An 18,299-nucleotide genomic window follows, 5' to 3' on the forward strand; every position below is an offset into this window, starting at 1 on the left:
AAAATATTATGGTTTAATATGTAGTATTACTCAATGAGTAACCATGCAAATTTACTACACGAAGTATCATGTATATGATCCTATATCTTGCATTCATATATAATAAAATATTTGCATCATTTTAATAAACAATAAAAACATAATTTTAATAATCGATAAAATTTTTTAAAAAATCACATTTTTAACATGAAATATTATACACTACAGTAGTGAATGCATGGAATATATATTATTCTATTAAAATCAGATTATTGTATTTTAACGAAACATATAAATATATAAAATTTTATATATTTATTTTTTTAAACAACCATGCGCATTAGTTAATATGATAAAAATCTATTAAAAATAAAAATTAAAATATCCAATATATTTACATATGAAATAAATTAATTTTTTAATTAATCATTAATCATACACATAAATAACTATGTATTCCATCGAGTAACATTTGAGTAGAAATCATTACTAATAACAAACCCATTAACCTTTCCAATGCACCAATACCTTTACTACCCAATAAACGCGAAAATATATTAGACAACATCAAGATCAACATAGATAATCCCCAAGCCACAATTAATGCCAAAATTAAAAAATTAGTTTTTTGGGGATATTGATGAGACAATAATAACAACGTTGCTAGAATTGAAGGACCCGCGACTAAAGGAATAGCAAGGGGTACTAAAAAAGGTTCTTCTCCATCTAAAGACCCAGTAGCATTGCCTTCTTCTGAAGGAAATATCATTTTTATGGCAATTAAAAACAACACGATACCTCCGGATATTGAAACTGTTTCAGTATGTAAATTGAGAAATATTAAAATATATTCACCAACGAATAAAAATCCTAACATTAGTAATAAAGCGATTACCATCTCTCTAATTATTATAACTTGACGTCGTTTTGGTTCTAAATCTTTTAATATGGACATAAAAATTGGTAAATTTCCGATAGGATCCATGATTAAAAACAATAAAACTGTAGCTGATATCATTTCATTCATTATTATTTTCCCAAAAGTTATTTGCGTTTTATGTACACCGCGCTTTTTATAGCGTAAATTATAAATATTAATTATAAACATAATTACAATATATTACTTATAATACATGCATGACATAGTATGTATGTGTAATTTTTTCATATAATATGCAGTGTATTATATGAAAATGTTCAGTATTTTATACTACTTGAGATGCATATATTTTGATACTTAATAATAACTGTGAGATTGACAATGAAAAATGTTGGGTTTATTGGATGGAGAGGAATGGTAGGTTCAGTATTAATGAATCGTATGAAAGAAAAAGATGATTTTAACCATTTTCACTCAATATTTCTCTCTACATCTCAAATAGGAGAACATGCTCCAAATATTCAAGGATCACAAGAATTATTTTTACAAGATGCTTATAACGCCGATCTACTTAATTCTTTAGATATTATTATTACATGTCAAGGCAGCACGTACAGTAAAATTATGTATCCAAAATTAAGAAAAATAGGATGGACAGGGTATTGGATTGATAGCGCTTCATTTTTAAGAATGCATGATGATGCAATTATTGTGTTAGATCCTGTTAATCAAAGATTAATAGAACAAGGTATAAATAACGGCATCAAAACATTTGTAGGTGGTAATTGTACTGTAAGCTTAATGTTGATGTCTCTAGGTGGATTATTTGCTCATAATTTGATCGAATGGATCTTCACATCTACTTATCAAGCGGCTTCTGGATGTGGAGCGCTTGCCATGCGTGAGCTATTAATACAAATGGGTCAAATATACAATATAGTGACTGATTTATTAACACCTCCTTCAACAGCTATTCTAGATATTGAACATATAATCACTAAGTTTAGTAAAACTAATTCCTTGTTAGTAGATTGTTTTAAAGTTCCTTTAGTAGGCAACGTTATTCCTTGGATCGGTGATTATATGTTCAATGGTCAAACTCAAGAAGAATGGAAAGGTCAATCAGAAACTAATAAAATTCTCAATACTTCTAAAATCATAACAGTAGACAGCCTATGTGTACGTGTAGGTGCATTACGTTGTCATAGCCAAGCATTTGTTATAAAACTAAAAAAAGATATTCGTTTAATAGAAATAGAAGAATTACTCCGATCTCATAATAAATGGGTAGAAGTTATCTCAAACGATGTTACGCAATCATTAGAAAAATTAAATCCTGTTATGGTGTCCGGAACACTTAAAATACCTATTGGCCGGCTAAGGAAACTGCATGCAGGCAACCAATATATTTCAGCTTTTAGCGTAGGTGACCAATTACTTTGGGGCGCCGCTGAACCATTACGCAGGATGTTACGTCAATTATTATAATTTTTATTTATTCTTACAAAATTAAATTTACAAATATATAATTAAAATAAGAAAGTAAATAGTACATACAAATACCAAAAACTATCAATAAACTAATTGATAGATGCACCTATAGTTCTATCTTATTAAGAATATTTTTTATTAAAATAAAAATAAAATATTTAATAAAAAGAGTGCGTTCCACGTTGATGCTGCGTTGTATCTAATACCCCTTTTAATTCTGGAAAAAGTTTCTTTAAGGTAGTTTCAATTCCTTCTTTTATGGTATAGCTAGCCATTGTACAGCCATTACATCCCCCGTAAAATTTAATAACAGCTAATAGATCTTCGGTAATACGTATTAAAGATACACTGCCTCCATGTAGCTCTAACTGAGGATTAATCTGAAATTGCAATACACGTCTCACTCGCTCTTCCAATGAATCATCGTTCATCTTGTTGTTTGTATTATTGAATTCTTTAGTAGCGTTAGGAGCTTTAATAGTAAGTTGAGAATCTAATGAATTCATCATTACATCAATTTTCGCAGATTTAAGAAAAAATGCATATACTTGATCAATGCGTACAGAAAAAAACTTAAGATCAATAACTATATCGCTGGATTTAAATTCTTCTGGCGGACAAAAACAAACACCACATTCTGCATGAACTGTACCTGGATGAACTACAAACACTCGTATTTGAGTTCCTGGTTTTTTATCCACTAGCAATTTAACAAAATGTTTTTGAGCAATTGGGGTTATATAAATCATATGATATGATACCTAATTATTTTAAAGATATAATAATCCATAGTATATCGCGTATATACGCATAAACTGTATTTTATACACCTTCAATATATATATTATTATTTTTATGTGTTTGATTTACAAATTCATATTACACAGTTGTGTTTATGCGCATAAATTAAAAAATCCATTAACTATATTAGTGATATTTCAAAGTTATTATAACAAATTCATTCCAACATATAAATAATATAAAACTTAAAATAAATATAATACAACATATTTTATATATCTTAGTACTTTAAAAATTTGATCTCTATTGACAGCAAATTAATTATTATATTTTTTTCAAAAAAATTAACAAAAAATGTTTTAAAAAATAAAATATATAATACAAAAAACCAAAAATTGTATCTTGTATAAATAATTATTAATTCATACAAATATCATATTTTAATAACAGATATTTACGAATAATTAAATCCACGAATAGATAGTTATGATATCTACGTCTAATCTATAAAACACCTTTATCATGTAAAGATATACAGTGTAAAAATTTGAATAACAATCATTTATTTTTCTGACAGCAACAATTAATTCTAATAAAATATTTTATAATACTACTAATCACAAATTAATAAAAGTTTAAAGAATCTTAATATTAAATTTTTAATTTTTTATCATTAAAAATCTAATGAGACCTTTCTTTCTTTTTCAATTAGACTAGTATTGCTCATGATTAAGAAACCTATAGCTCAATATTTATCAAAATAATTTATAATCATAATAATTAATACGACCAACTTCATACATACATTGCATATATGTATTCCAAATTCTCAACATACTACATTAGTATAAATTTTAAAACGGGATAACTTATAATTTTATATTATTTAATGAAAGAAATACATGATTTTAATTATATAAGTATAACAGTGATTAATTATCAATTATGGATAAATGTCAATGTAAAAATGAGGTAAAAACTATAATACACAATGTTTTAAACCAATTCTTTATCTCTTATAAATAAAAACATTCTGTATCCTAAAACAATAAAATGTTATAAATCACTAATTTTAAACATAATTACATTGTATCAAAAACACTTCATCTATATAAAACTTAAATTAATTTCTGTACCCGTATGTGATCGTATTCATTGATCCATTATTAAATTTATTCTGCTCTATAAGAATAAATAAGTTTCTGAGTTGTATCTGGATAAAGATTTGTACTACAATAATAACATGTTGTCATGTGCTGAGAATAAATAGTATTATTGTAATCGTTTATATATATTATATATTGGACGTATATTTATAAAAATACGATGATTTGAACGCTTCATATTTTTATATCTGTGCATTTATCGATCAGTTAGATCCTTCATATAAAGTGATGAAACGTATAAAATGAAGAAATCATTTTCATATCATAATAATATGTTTAAAAAAAATAATGTTTTTTTAATTGGCCCTATGGGAGCTGGAAAAAGTACCATTGGGCGTCAACTAGCAAGTCAATTAAATATGGAATTTTTTGATTCTGATCAAGAAATTGAGACTCGTACCGGAGCAAATATTAGTTGGGTCTTTGACGTAGAAGGAGAAGCTAAATTTCGTGATCGTGAAGAAAAAATCATCGATGAATTAACGAAAAAACAGGGAATTGTATTAGCTACTGGAGGTGGTTCTGTCAAGTCTTACATAACACGAAATAATCTTTCCGATCGTGGATTAGTAGTATACTTACAAACAACTATTGACAAACAATTAATGCGAACACAACATGATAAAAGGCGTCCATTGCTAAAATCACCATCGGTGTCAAAAAATACTCGCGCATTATTAGAAGTGTTAGCAAAAGAGCGTAATCCGCTATACGAAGAAATTGCAGATATAAGCATCTCTACTAACGAACAAAATATCAGGAGTGTTGTTAATAAAATTATTGCTCTTCGCGCCCAAAGTGGTATATGACGTTCATTATTATCAATTAATCATTGTAATATTAAAAGTTTTCACGATTTTATTATGGAAAAAATTATCATAAAATTACAAACAAGAAGCTATCCAGTGATTATTGCGGACAAATTGTTTAATAATTTTTCATCCTGTTGGCCATTAAATGTTGGGGATACAGTAGTTGTAATTACCAATGATCGAGTAGCACCTATTTATTTAAATATATTATCTAATTTATTGATCAAATCAGGGATCAATACTGATCAACTAATTTTGCCAGACGGTGAACAAAATAAATCTCTAACTACATTAGACACAATATTCACTAAATTACTGAAAAAAAATTATGATCGCAGTACAATACTTATTGCTCTTGGTGGAGGTGTCATTGGAGATATAACTGGATTTGCAGCTGCAATATACCAACGTGGCATACGTTTTATTCAAGTTCCAACAACATTACTTGCGCAAGTAGATGCATCCATCGGAGGGAAAACTGGTATTAATCATACACTTGGTAAAAATATGATTGGGGCTTTTCATCAACCTATTGCAGTTATGATTAATCTAGACGTCTTGAGTACGTTGACGACGAAAGAGTTTTCTTCTGGGTTATCTGAAATCATTAAGTACGCCATAGCTCTTGATTCTAGATTTTTTAGTTGGCTAGAATCCCATTTAGATGATTTGTTAATTTTACACTTGCCATCTTTAGTATACTGTATTCGTCGTTGTTGTGAATTAAAAGCATCTATAATTACAATTGATGAACGAGATCAGGATATTAGAAGTATTTTAAATCTTGGTCATACCTACGGCCATGCCATTGAATCATACTTAGGTTATTCACAATGGTCTCACGGAGAGTCTATAGCCGCAGGTATCATGATGGCAGTAAATACTGCATTGCGTTTAAATCAATTTAATTTTAGTGACGCAAGACGTATAAAAATATTATTAACGCGAGCAGGTTTACCCGTTCGCGGCCCAAAAGAAATGACATCAGAAAACTATTTGGAATATATGACGCGCGACAAAAAATCAACATCAGGACAGATCAACTTAGTTTTACCTGTTTCTATAGGCAACGTAAAAACCGTCTCTAACGTAAACCATGAGTTAGTGTCTTTATCCATTGAAGATACTAACACTAATAACTGTATTTAGTGATTAAAAGTATTAAAATTGAATATGATCAATATATGAATAATATCGACATATATGTTATTTTTTTATAGTGCAACTCAATTCAATAATCATCAACAGTAACATTTAATTAGGTTCTTTATTCTAAATTATGTTTGGGATCCATGTATACATTATACGATATAAAAATATTAGTAATCTACACCTACAGTTAATTGCTCCCATACACAAACTATATAAAATCTAAATCCTTGTTGGCAACAATTCTGTCTTGATAGATTTACGAAAATTAAAATATTTTTATGTACAATATCGCAATATCATCCTCCAATTTATCTGACTATTTGATTGATTAAATTAAAATAAAAAACTATTGTATAGGATACCATCTTTAATGGAAATTACATGAAACGTTTCTTAATAGCTCCATCTATTTTGTCAGCTAATTTTTCTAAATTAGGAGAAGATATTACCAATGTGATATCTGCTGGAGCAGATATTTTACATTTTGATGTTATGGACAATCATTACGTTCCTAATTTAAGCCTAGGATCTATGGTGTTACGGTCACTACGTAATTACGGCATTAATATCCCTATCGATGTACATTTAATGGCCAAACCAATAGATCGATTAATTTCGGATTTCGCTGCTGTTGGAGCAAATTATATTAGTTTTCATCCAGAAGCAACAGAACATATTGATCGATCACTACAATTGATTAAAGAATACGGATGTAAAGCGGGATTAGTTTTAAATCCTAGTACTACCCTTAACTGTCTGGAATACGTAATGCATAAAATAGACCTAATTGTATTAATGTCAGTCAATCCTGGTTTTAGCGGACAACTATTTATTCCTATGATTTTAAATAAAATACGTCAAACACGTCAATTCATAGATAATTCCAATTATGATATTGATCTAGCAGTAGATGGAGGCATTAATATAAAAAACATACATTCAATTTTAAAAGCCGGAGCAAACACGTTTGTTATAGGGTCAGCCATCTTTGGATCTTCAAATTATTACAAGGTTATGCATGATTTTCGATCTGTTTTGAGAAATCAATAACGAAAGATGTTTAGTATTTTATTCGTAGATAAATAATTAAAGGCAACATTATATGTTGTTACCATAGTTTTCTATGTAAAAAAAAATTATTTAATGTATTATTTATTTATTTTATAAAATAATTCTATTTTTAAGTTATGTAATTTAATAATCATACAAATTACATGTTTTTATTATGCAACCTTACAATAATAACATTTTATTTGTTTTATTATAAACACTATGGAACATATCTGTATGAATAAACCAATTTTATTTAGTGGGGCTCAACCATCAGGTAAACTTACTATCGGTAATTATATCGGAGCGATACGTCAGTGGGTTAAAATGCAGTACGATTATCAATGTATCTACTGTATAGTAGATTTACATGCAATTACAAATCGGCATAATTTACACCAATTATACGAAACATCATTAGATACATTAGCTTTATATTTGGCATGCGGCATTGACCCTAATAACAGTATAATATTTATTTAGTCTCATGTTCCAGAACATAGTCAATTAAATTGGTTATTAAATTGTTATACGTACTTTGGAGAACTAAATCGTATGACCCAGTTTAAAGAAAAATTAAAACAACAAAAAGAAAATCTTAATATCGGGCTATTTAACTATCCAGTATTAATGGCGTCAGATATTTTATTATATCAAACTAATTTAGTTCCAGTTGGTTTTGACCAGAAACAACATTTAGAATTAACACGTAACATTGCCGAACGTTTTAATCATGCATACGGAAGAATTTTCGTTATTCCAGAAATATTTATTCCTACACGTGGTTCTCGTATTATGTCTTTATTAGAACCAAATAAAAAAATGTCCAAATCAGATAGTAGACCTGGTAATACGATTACTCTTTTAGACGATATTAATATAGTATCAAGAAAAATTGAACACGCTGTTACCGATACTGATGAACCCCCCATGATTAAATATGATCCTGTTAACAAACCGGGTATTTCTAATTTATTAGAAATACTTTCTGGAATAAGTGATCAAACTATTATGTGTTTAGAAGAGGTTTTTAAAGACAAAACGTATTCCCAGTTAAAAAATGAAATTATTAAATCAGTATCATCGATGTTAAAAAAATTACAAAGTCGTTATTATACTGAACGTGTTAACGAAGACAAATTACGTAATATATTATATGTAGGAGCAAAAAAAGCACAAAAAAGAGCTAATGCTACTTTAAACAAAGTGTATAAAGCAATAGGATTGAGAAATTAATTAAAATAATCAATTTAAAATTATCATATTAATAACGGCAATATGTATATTTGTTAAAATTTATCAAAATACACATGTAACAATATCTTCATCAGATTATTAATTTCATAAATTAATATCTATTACAGAACACACAAATTAATCATCCATACTAATTTTGGTTATTGAAAATAAATAAAAAATTTAATGTACCAATTACAACTGTATTTAATTTATATTATTTATATGTAAATAAATTGTATTTTATGTATTCATTATTATTACCTTTAACGCAATAAATATAAAATACATTTTTGAGTACTATTGTTTACTTAATGATTAACTTAATCTGTAAGACCATGATCTGAAACTTTTAACTACATGACCATGACATAATTAAACCTATTATTACATCTAATTATAGAACTATAATGAATAAGATCCTTATCATTGATAATTATGATTCTTTCACTTGGAATCTTTATCAATACTTTAGAGAAATGGGCGGTATCGTGGAAGTTAGAAGAAACGATTCTTTAAATACTACAGATATCGATCAATTATCTCCCGAACGTTTGGTAATTTCTCCTGGACCTGGTACGCCAGACAACGCGGGTGTTTCCTTAGATGCAATTTATTATTTTCATAAAAAAATACCCATCCTTGGGGTATGTCTTGGACATCAAGCTATAGCTCAGTTTTTCGGAGCTAAATTAAAATATGCACAAAAAGTAATGCACGGTAAAATTTCTTTAATTCATCATAATGGGAACGGAATATTTAATGAGGTAACACAACCTTTAAATGTAGTTCGATATCACTCCCTAGTAATAGATCCAAACACTATGCCATCATGTTTAGAAATAACTGCATGGAACAAAGTTGATGATAAATGTATCGAAATCATGGGTATTCGCCATTGTAATCTATTCGTGGAAGGTGTGCAATTTCACCCAGAAAGTATCTTAAGTGAACAAGGATATCAGATATTAAACAATTTCATGAAGTATTAACTTCATAATATTTTTTCAAATTTGTTAAAAACTTAAATGTGATTGTTGTTATTTGCAGTAATTATAAATCATGATGCTACACTCCAAAAACATATTTAGTATATTTGATAAATAAAAATAAATGTTTATCTTCATACATTCATCTTATTTTTAAAATAAGATGAATGTATGACTTTTATACTAATCTTTAGTGTAACTTATTTAATGAAATATTAAAAATTGTCCTTCATTTAAAATTGAATTCAATCATACACTGCATATACATTTTATAATTAGTTTATTTATTAAAATTTCAAATTAATTATGCTATTTCCTTCACTAATGAAAAATATAAATCAATCGATTGTATCTAATATATGCATAGATAACAGTAATTTTAATATAATATACAATACATAATGTTTAATATAAAATACAATACATAATTTTTCATTTTATGATCTGAATACAAAAATTTATACAAACAATATATTTTTAAAATATGTTGAAGATTATAGTCATATTAATCTTTAGACACAAAATATGCCATAAATAACTTATAATTCAATTTATAAACAATTATATTGATTATAAATTATACAATGATACTCCAAATTAAAAATACTATAACTCATCTGAGTTAAATAATAAAAAAAATTTTTTAATTTTAATTACATAATTGTACCATTTTAATACGTAATTACAACTGATTATCAAAACAGTTGCGATGTTAACACTAAAAATCACAAAATATAAATAATTAAAATTAAAAAATTTTTTTATCATTTCCTAATACACATAGGAAATACTTTCAATTCATAATCTGTCAATATATATATTTACAATATTTCAGTTCTAATATTATAAAATATTTAAATTGTATTCACCTACAATAAATATATCATTATATTTAAATGATTAAATTTCAAAATATTGAAATGTCTCGTGCATCTTCATCATAAACTAAAAAATTTTTAAAAAATATAAATCTGTTAAATCATTGATGCAAAATGCATTATGCCACATTTTATATTCATAAAATGAATATTATTCAAATATTTAAATTTGTATATTTAGATATGTATATTTAAATGTATATACTCAAAAATTAATAAAATCATACAGTAATCGTAATTATATAAAACATAAAATTATCTTATAATAGGTATAAACTATGAAATCATTTTTTGTTAAATTCATTTTATTCATTTCTATTATTTCTCTTGCTCTTACCGGTATTATCTGTTAATCTGATAAAAGAAGTTTAGGAAATGTTAGGGTGATTTATTCCTAAAATCTGATGAATATTACATATTAATATGCTTTGCCACAATTATTTACATTTCTATAAATTTTTAAAAATGTGATTAATTACCGAATATGTTGTTATTACGATATAACTAAATAAACAAGGTAAAAACACAATGCTATGTCTGGCCCACAACTGTTCTTTAACATAAAATACAGTATTATTATTTACAACACTACTTTGTTACAAATACCATATAGTATGGTCAATGATGTTATATTTATTAAATAGTCATCTTCTCATGTTCCTAAAATAGGGAAAATTTTATTAAAATACTCGTTTTTAATAGTTATTTATAAAAAGATGAATACATTAACATCGTTTTTGTTTATGCAGTGTGTGTTCTTAACCAAACTTAGTGGATAATCATACCACTTCTTGCTATGATTTTTATTGAACTACAATTCACTAACAATAGTATCGTTGTTTGTTATTAAAGCTATAGGAAGGAATAACAACAAATAAAAATCAATACACATATATTTATTTGAGGTATAGTTTTATCAAAAAAGTGGAGATTTTAATAATGACAACAGTCAATCAACTTGTTCGTAATGCACGTCCAATAAAAACTTTTAAAAGTAATGTACCAGCGTTGGGAGCCTGCCCACAAAAAAGGGGGGTATGCATGCGCGTATATACTACTACCCCAAAGAAACCAAATTCTGCATTACGAAAAGTATGTCGTGTTCGTTTAACTAATGGATTGGAAGTAACTTCCTATATCGGAGGAGAAGGCCATAATCTACAAGAGCACGCTACAATTCTTATTCGAGGGGGGGCGAGTTAAAGATCTTCCAGGTGTTCGGTATCATGTTATTCGTGGCGCTCTTGATTGTGCAGGAGTGAATTCCCGTAAGAAAAGTCGCCGAAATACGGAACAAAACAACCAAAATCATAGCTTGAAATATTAAATCTTTTTTATTTTTTTAATTTAAACTAAATTAAAGAACGGTTCAGTTAGTTAAAATATAATAATTTTTTATTAACTATTTTTAGTTGAAATAAAGATATTTATTAGTCCAATAGGAATTATAATTAATGCCACGTCGTCGCATCATTACAAAACGCAATATTCTTCCAGATCCAAAATTCGGATCTGATCTTTTGGCAAAGTTCATCAACATTTTGATGTTAAACGGGAAAAAATCTATTGCAGAGTCAATAGTATACTCTGCCTTAGATATTCTATTTACACAATCTAATAAAGACCGTTTAGAAGCATTCGAGATAGCTCTAAACAATGTGCGCCCAATTGTAGAAGTAAAATCTAGACGTGTTGGTGGTTCTACTTATCAAGTGCCAGTAGAAGTGCGTCTCGTACGTAGAAATACTCTAGCGATGCGGTGGATTATTGAAGCTGCTCGAAAAAGAAATGATAAATCTATGGAATTACGTTTAGCGAGTGAACTTGTAGATGCTATAGAGGGTAGAGGGCATGCTGTTAAAAAACGTGAAGAAATACATCGTGTTGCAGAATCTAATAAAGCTTTTGCCCATTATCGTTGGTAATAAAATTTTCTGAATAAACATCATCTGATTTTTTTTTCACCTCTAATAATGATTGAACTGTTAAGTGTTATTTATTCAAACATATTGAAACGCTGCATAAAACAATAATCTTTCAAAATAGAGCAACATTTTTCTTTAAATTATAACAATATTATTGAGGATATTAATGACTCGTGTAACACCGATCGTGCGGTACCGTAACATTGGGATAAGCGCACATATTGATGCTGGAAAAACTACTACTACTGAACGAATTTTATTTTATACAGGCGTAAATCATAAAATTGGAGAAGTTCATACTGGTTCTGCAACTATGGATTGGATGGAACAAGAACAAGAACGGGGCATCACAATTACTTCTGCAGCTACTACCTGTTTTTGGTCAGGAATGGCTAATCAATTTAAGTCGCACCGTATTAATATTATAGATACTCCTGGACATGTGGATTTCACCATTGAAGTAGAACGTTCTATGCGTATACTTGATGGGGTAGTAATGATTTATTGTGCTGTAGGAGGCGTACAACCTCAATCTGAGACAGTGTGGCGTCAAGCAAATAAATATAAAGTACCACGTATTGCATTTATAAACAAAATGGATCGAGTAGGCGCAGATTATCTACGAGTTGTAGAACAGTTAAAAACTAGATTATTTGCTAATCCCGTTCCTATTCAATTAGCTATAGGTTCAGAAGATAAATTTACTGGCATTATAGATTTGATCAAAATGAAAGCTATTCACTGGAATGAATCAGATCAAGGCGTCACTTTTAGTTATAGTGAAATACCTGATAATTTAATAGAATTATCAGATGTTTGGCATAAGCATTTAATAGAATCTGCTGTTGAAGCATCTGAAGAATTAATGGATAAATATTTATCTAATAAAGGTCAATTGACAGAACAAGAAATTAAACAAGCGTTACGTCAAAGAGTATTAAGCAACGAAATCATATTAGTAACATGTGGATCCGCTTTTAAAAACAAGGGGGTACAAGCTATGCTAGATGCTGTTGTAGAATACTTACCATCCCCAAGTGATATAACATCTATCACAGGTGTACTAAAAGACGGATCTACTCAAGTGCAGCGTCATGCCAATGATAGCGAACCGTTTTCGGCCTTAGCTTTTAAAATAGCTACTGATCCATTTGTAGGAAACTTAACTTTTTTTCGAGTTTATTCAGGCGTAGTGAGCTCCGGAGATAGTGTTTTAAACCCCATAAAATCAAAACGTGAACGATTCGGTCGAATAGTGCAAATGCATGCAAATAAAAGAGAAGAAATAAAATCCGTTCATTCGGGCGATATTGCTGCAGCTATTGGTTTAAAAGATGTTGATACTGGAGATACTTTGTGTGATCCATCTTCCCCAATTATACTTGAACGTATGGAATTTCCAGAACCCGTAATTTCTGTGATGGTTGAAGCTAAAACTAAATCAGATCAGGAAAAAATGGGTTTAGCTTTAAGTCGTTTAGCTCAAGAAGATCCATCGTTTCGTGTATGGATCGATAAAGACTCCGGGCAAACTATCATCGCTGGAATGGGTGAATTGCATTTAGAAATTCTTGTAGAACGTATGAAAAGAGAGTTTAATGTTGAAGCTAATGTAGGTAAACCTCAAGTTGCTTATCGAGAAACCATTCGAACTAGTGTAAAACAAGAAGGTAAATTTATTCGTCAATCAGGAGGTCGAGGTCAATTCGGACATGTTTGGTTACGCATTGAACCTATGCATTCACATGAAGAAGAAAATTATAAATTTTTAAATGAAATTGTAGGAGGAGTCGTACCTAAAGAATACATACCTGCTGTAGATAAAGGTATACAGGAACAAATAAATAACGGTATTCTCGCTGGATACCCAATTGTAGATGTTTGTGTAGCTATTTTTGACGGTTCTTATCACGAGGTTGATTCTTCAGAAATAGCATTTAAAATAGCAGGATCTATAGCATTTAAAGAAGGATTCATGAAAGCTCATCCCGTATTATTAGAACCTATTATGAATGTAGAAATTGAAACACCTGAAGATTACATGGGAGATGTTATTGCAGACTTAAATCGCCGAAGAGGAATGATCAGCGGTTTAGAGAATTCTACAATCAGTGGCAAGATAATTTGCGCTCAAGTTCCTTTATCTGAAATGTTCGGTTATGCTACCGGTTTACGTTCACAAACTCAAGGACGTGCTCCTTATTCCATGGAGTTTTTAAAATATAACGAAGTGCCTAACAGTATAGCGCAAATTATCATAAATTCTCGTCAAATTAAACAATAATAAATAATATTTAGGTTCAATGATTTTTGAAAAATTATAAAAATAGACCTAAGGAGTTTAGAGGTGTCCAAAGAAAAATTTAAACGCGTAAAGCCACATATTAATGTAGGCACTATTGGCCATGTAGATCACGGAAAAACTACTCTAACTGCCGCTATAACCACTGTTTTATCCAAAAAATATGGTGGTTATACACGTGCTTTTGATCAAATTGACAATGCTCCAGAAGAAAAAGCATGAGGAATTACCATAAATACTTCTCATGTTGAATATGATACGGCATATCGACATTATGCGCACGTTGACTGCCCCGGGCATGCTGATTATATCAAAAATATGATAACTGGAGCTGCGCAAATGGATGGCGCAATTTTAGTAGTAGCCGCCACTGATGGACCCATGCCACAAACCCGTGAGCATATTTTATTAGCTAGGCAGGTAGGAGTACCTCACATTATTGTGTTCATGAATAAATGCGACATGGTAAATGATGAAGAATTATTAGAATTAGTAGAAATGGAAATGCGAGAATTACTATCTCAATACGATTTTCCAGGAGACAAAACACCAATTATTCGAGGATCTGCTTTAAAAGCATTAGAAAATGACGAAATATGGTCTAATAAAATTTTAGAATTATCAGATGTATTGGATAATTATATCCCAGAACCTAAACGTGTTATAGACCAACCATTTTTGCTCCCCATTGAAGATGTATTTTCTATTTCTGGTCGGGGTACAGTTGTAACTGGTCGTATTGAACGCGGTATTATCAAAGTAGGAGAAGAAATAGAAATTGTTGGTATAAAAGATACAATAAAAACCACATGTACTGGAGTGGAAATGTTTAGAAAATTATTAGACGAAGGGCGTGCCGGAGAAAATGTTGGTGTTTTATTGCGTGGTACTAAACGAGATGAAGTAGAACGCGGGCAAGTTCTATCTAAACCTGGATATATCAAGCCGCATTCGCATTTCGAATCAGAAGTGTATATTTTAAATAAAGATGAAGGAGGAAGACATACACCATTTTTCAAAGGGTATCGTCCTCAATTTTACTTTCGTACTACAGATATTACTGGTACCATTGAATTACCAGAAGGGGTAGATATGGTGATGCCTGGCGATAATATTAGAATGATGATTCATTTGATCGCTCCGATAGCTATGGGTGACGGTCTTAGATTTGCTATTAGAGAAGGTGGTCGTACTATAGGAGCCGGCATTGTATCTAAAATTATATTTTAATTATATAGTGATATATATGATTCTGTAATCATATGATAGCTATATATTATAATAATATAGTAATGTATTGATATGCATGGAAAGAATGAAAATAAAAAAAAAAATGTTTGCATCAGAAATAACTAAATGGATTAGCATTGCAGGATTAGTTGCGATATCTATTATTGGAAATTACGTATGCCACAATTACAGTGTTGTAGCGAGAAGCATAGTAATTCTTGTTATCATTATTGCTGCTATATACATTGCGTCAACTACTAAAATAGGAAAACTAATAATCATATTTGGAAATGAATCACGTACTGAATTCCGGAAAGTAGTATGGCCTACTTATCAAGATGGCTTCAACACTACTCTAATCGTAATAGGAGTAACTATAATTATGTCATTATTACTATGGGGATTAGATACTATTTTAATTCATGTGATATCATTTGGGCTGAGGCTGTAATATGACTGAAACTTTAAAGAAACGTTGGTATGTTATTCAATCATTTTCTGGATTTGAGAATCGTGTAGCTCATTCCTTACGTGAGCATATTAAACTACATAATATGGATGCAATGTTCGGTGAAATTATGGTCCCAACAGAAGAAGTAGTTGAAATGCGATCTGGACAACGTAGAAAAAGTGAACGTAAATTTTTTCCCGGCTATGTACTGGTGCAGATGATCATGAATGATTCTAGTTGGCATTTAGTAAAAGGTGTACCACGTGTTATGGGTTTTATTGGAGGAACATGTGATAAACCTGCTCCTATTGGAGATAAGGAAGTTGATGATATTATGAATCGATTACAACAAATAGGTGATAAACCTCGCCCTAAAACGTTATTTGAACCTGGTGAACTTATTCGCGTCAGTGATGGGCCTTTTTCTGATTTTAATGCGGTAGTAGAAGAAGTAGATTATGAAAAAAATCGGCTAAAAGTATCAGTTTCTATTTTTGGAAGAGCCACTCCAGTAGAATTAGATTTTTCTCAGGTTGAAAAATCTTAATATACAATTAGCAGATAAAAATGATATATTTAACTTACACAGAAAAAATAATCATTGTTTCGTGGTTATAATTAACATGTCATCAATCAAAATAAAACCCGAAAATATTATTGGCTAGGACAATAAATATGGCAACAAAAAAAATAAAATCATACATTAAACTGCAAATTTCTGCTGGAGCTGCCAATCCCAGCCCTCCTATTGGACCTGCTTTAGGACAACAAGGCGTTAATATCATAGAATTTTGTAAAGCATTTAATGAAAATACCGCACAACTTGAAACAGGATTACCAATACCAGTTGTCATTACTGTTTACAGTGACCGTTCTTTTTCATTCGTTACTAAAACTCCTCCTGCTTCAATATTATTGAAAAAAGCAGCAAATATTCAATCTGGATCCAAAAAACCAAATATAATAAATATTGGGAAAATATCGCGCACTCAAATTTATGAGATTGCAAAAATTAAAGCTGTTGATATGACAGGAGCTGATATAGAATCAATATCGCGTTCTATCATAGGTACAGCACGCTCTATAGGGCTCGAAGTGGAAGATTAATTGATATGACGGATAAATTAAGCAAAAGAATGCGTATGATGCAAAATTGCGTAGACACATCTATACAATACAATGTGTTAGATGGATTAAAATTATTAAAAAAAATGAAAAGAGTTAAATTTATTGAAAGTGTTGATACCGCTATTAATTTAGGAATTGATGCGCGTAAATCTGATCAAAATATACGTAATAATGTGATTCTGCCACATGGTATTGGTCGCAATATTCATGTTGCTGTTTTCACTCAAGGAGACAATATAGTATCAGCTAAAAATGCAGGAGCTGATATAGCTGGACTAGAAGATTTATATGATCAAATAAAAAATAAAAAATATCGACCAGATGTAGTAATTGCATCGCCTGATGTCATGAATATAGTAAGCAAATTAGGCCCTATTTTAGGACCAATAGGATTAATGCCTAGCCTTAAAATGGGCACTGTATCTCATGATATAGCAGAATCAGTCAAAAATGTTAAACTGGGTCAAATACGTTATAAAAATGATAAAAACGGAATTATTCATTCTACTATCGGAAGAATTAATTTTGATATCATACAACTTAAAGAAAACTTAGAAGCATTAATAGTATCCTTAAAACAATCTAAACCAGTCCTATATAGAGGAACATATATTAAAAAAATAACTATTGCCACTACTATGAGTAAATCTATATCTATAGATCAAAACAGTCTTTGTGTTACAACCTAATTAATATTGATAGTTTTATTAATAAGATTCTTTACATGATCTGCAAATTAGTTTAAAATCTCATTGAAAATGCGGAGACCGTTGTGTTATGTTAATGGATGTTAACATAATTTTTTGGGATTTTTATTATTATGAGACATGTATTACACATATTCACGATTATTAATTATCCTGAATTTATATAATTACATTTATTACCT

13 protein-coding genes and 3 pseudogenes are annotated in these 18,299 nt (G+C 29.6%); 14 read left to right on the forward strand and 2 right to left on the reverse strand.

Annotated elements, in window-relative coordinates:
• Positions 1 to 412: 412 nt before the first annotated feature.
• Complete coding sequence (locus tag M9397_RS03005) at positions 413 to 1,006, reverse strand: YhgN family NAAT transporter (RefSeq protein ID WP_250226899.1); 594 nt, start codon at positions 1,004 to 1,006, stop codon at positions 413 to 415.
• 234 nt (positions 1,007 to 1,240) lie between these two features.
• Between M9397_RS03005 and asd the strand changes: the two genes are divergently transcribed.
• Entirely contained in the window at positions 1,241 to 2,347 is a 1,107-nt protein-coding gene (asd, locus tag M9397_RS03010; protein WP_250226900.1) for an aspartate-semialdehyde dehydrogenase, read from the forward strand.
• 161 nt (positions 2,348 to 2,508) lie between these two features.
• On the opposite strand, the gene M9397_RS03015 is transcribed toward asd, so the two are convergent.
• Positions 2,509 to 3,099 (reverse strand): NfuA family Fe-S biogenesis protein, encoded by a 591-nt coding sequence (locus M9397_RS03015; protein WP_250226901.1) that lies wholly within the window; start codon positions 3,097 to 3,099, stop codon positions 2,509 to 2,511.
• Between the two features lie 1,430 nt (positions 3,100 to 4,529).
• Between M9397_RS03015 and aroK the strand changes: the two genes are divergently transcribed.
• From aroK to rplA, 13 genes and pseudogenes are all read left to right on the forward strand, one after another.
• On the forward strand, positions 4,530 to 5,066 hold the full coding sequence (aroK, locus tag M9397_RS03020; protein WP_250227214.1) for a shikimate kinase AroK: 537 nt from the start codon (positions 4,530 to 4,532) through the stop codon (positions 5,064 to 5,066).
• A gap of 54 nt (positions 5,067 to 5,120) precedes the next feature.
• Entirely contained in the window at positions 5,121 to 6,218 is a 1,098-nt protein-coding gene (gene aroB, locus M9397_RS03025; RefSeq protein ID WP_250259689.1) for a 3-dehydroquinate synthase, read from the forward strand.
• 384 nt (positions 6,219 to 6,602) lie between these two features.
• Positions 6,603 to 7,271 (forward strand): ribulose-phosphate 3-epimerase, encoded by a 669-nt coding sequence (rpe, locus tag M9397_RS03030; protein WP_250259691.1) that lies wholly within the window; start codon positions 6,603 to 6,605, stop codon positions 7,269 to 7,271.
• 237 nt (positions 7,272 to 7,508) lie between these two features.
• A pseudogene (trpS, locus tag M9397_RS03035) lies at positions 7,509 to 8,507 on the forward strand (tryptophan--tRNA ligase).
• A gap of 410 nt (positions 8,508 to 8,917) precedes the next feature.
• Positions 8,918 to 9,499 (forward strand): anthranilate synthase component II, encoded by a 582-nt coding sequence (locus tag M9397_RS03040; RefSeq protein ID WP_250226905.1) that lies wholly within the window; start codon positions 8,918 to 8,920, stop codon positions 9,497 to 9,499.
• A 1,814-nt stretch (positions 9,500 to 11,313) separates the two neighbouring features.
• Positions 11,314 to 11,688, forward strand: a pseudogene (rpsL, locus tag M9397_RS03045) (30S ribosomal protein S12).
• 140 nt (positions 11,689 to 11,828) lie between these two features.
• Positions 11,829 to 12,299 carry a 30S ribosomal protein S7 gene (gene rpsG, locus M9397_RS03050; RefSeq protein WP_250226906.1) on the forward strand — a complete coding sequence of 157 codons (471 nt, stop codon included), beginning with the start codon at positions 11,829 to 11,831 and terminating at the stop codon, positions 12,297 to 12,299.
• Positions 12,300 to 12,465: 166 nt separating this feature from the next.
• Positions 12,466 to 14,583 carry an elongation factor G gene (gene fusA / locus M9397_RS03055; protein WP_250259693.1) on the forward strand — a complete coding sequence of 706 codons (2,118 nt, stop codon included), beginning with the start codon at positions 12,466 to 12,468 and terminating at the stop codon, positions 14,581 to 14,583.
• Positions 14,584 to 14,646: 63 nt separating this feature from the next.
• Positions 14,647 to 15,831, forward strand: a pseudogene (tuf, locus tag M9397_RS03060) (elongation factor Tu).
• A gap of 76 nt (positions 15,832 to 15,907) precedes the next feature.
• Entirely contained in the window at positions 15,908 to 16,282 is a 375-nt protein-coding gene (gene secE / locus M9397_RS03065; RefSeq protein ID WP_250259695.1) for a preprotein translocase subunit SecE, read from the forward strand.
• 1 nt (position 16,283) lies between these two features.
• Positions 16,284 to 16,829, forward strand: coding sequence for a transcription termination/antitermination protein NusG (gene nusG / locus M9397_RS03070; protein ID WP_250226910.1), 546 nt, complete (start codon positions 16,284 to 16,286; stop codon positions 16,827 to 16,829).
• Between the two features lie 128 nt (positions 16,830 to 16,957).
• Positions 16,958 to 17,389: a 50S ribosomal protein L11 gene (rplK, locus tag M9397_RS03075; RefSeq protein ID WP_250226911.1), complete on the forward strand. Its 432-nt coding sequence runs from the start codon at positions 16,958 to 16,960 to the stop codon at positions 17,387 to 17,389.
• 5 nt (positions 17,390 to 17,394) lie between these two features.
• Positions 17,395 to 18,099, forward strand: a complete 705-nt coding sequence (rplA, locus tag M9397_RS03080; protein ID WP_250226912.1) for a 50S ribosomal protein L1 — start codon at positions 17,395 to 17,397, stop codon at positions 18,097 to 18,099.
• Positions 18,100 to 18,299 lie beyond the last annotated feature (200 nt).

It is taken from the genome of Blochmannia endosymbiont of Camponotus sp. C-003 (genome assembly GCF_023585685.1).
In the GTDB taxonomy this organism is placed as follows: domain Bacteria; phylum Pseudomonadota; class Gammaproteobacteria; order Enterobacterales; family Enterobacteriaceae; genus Blochmanniella.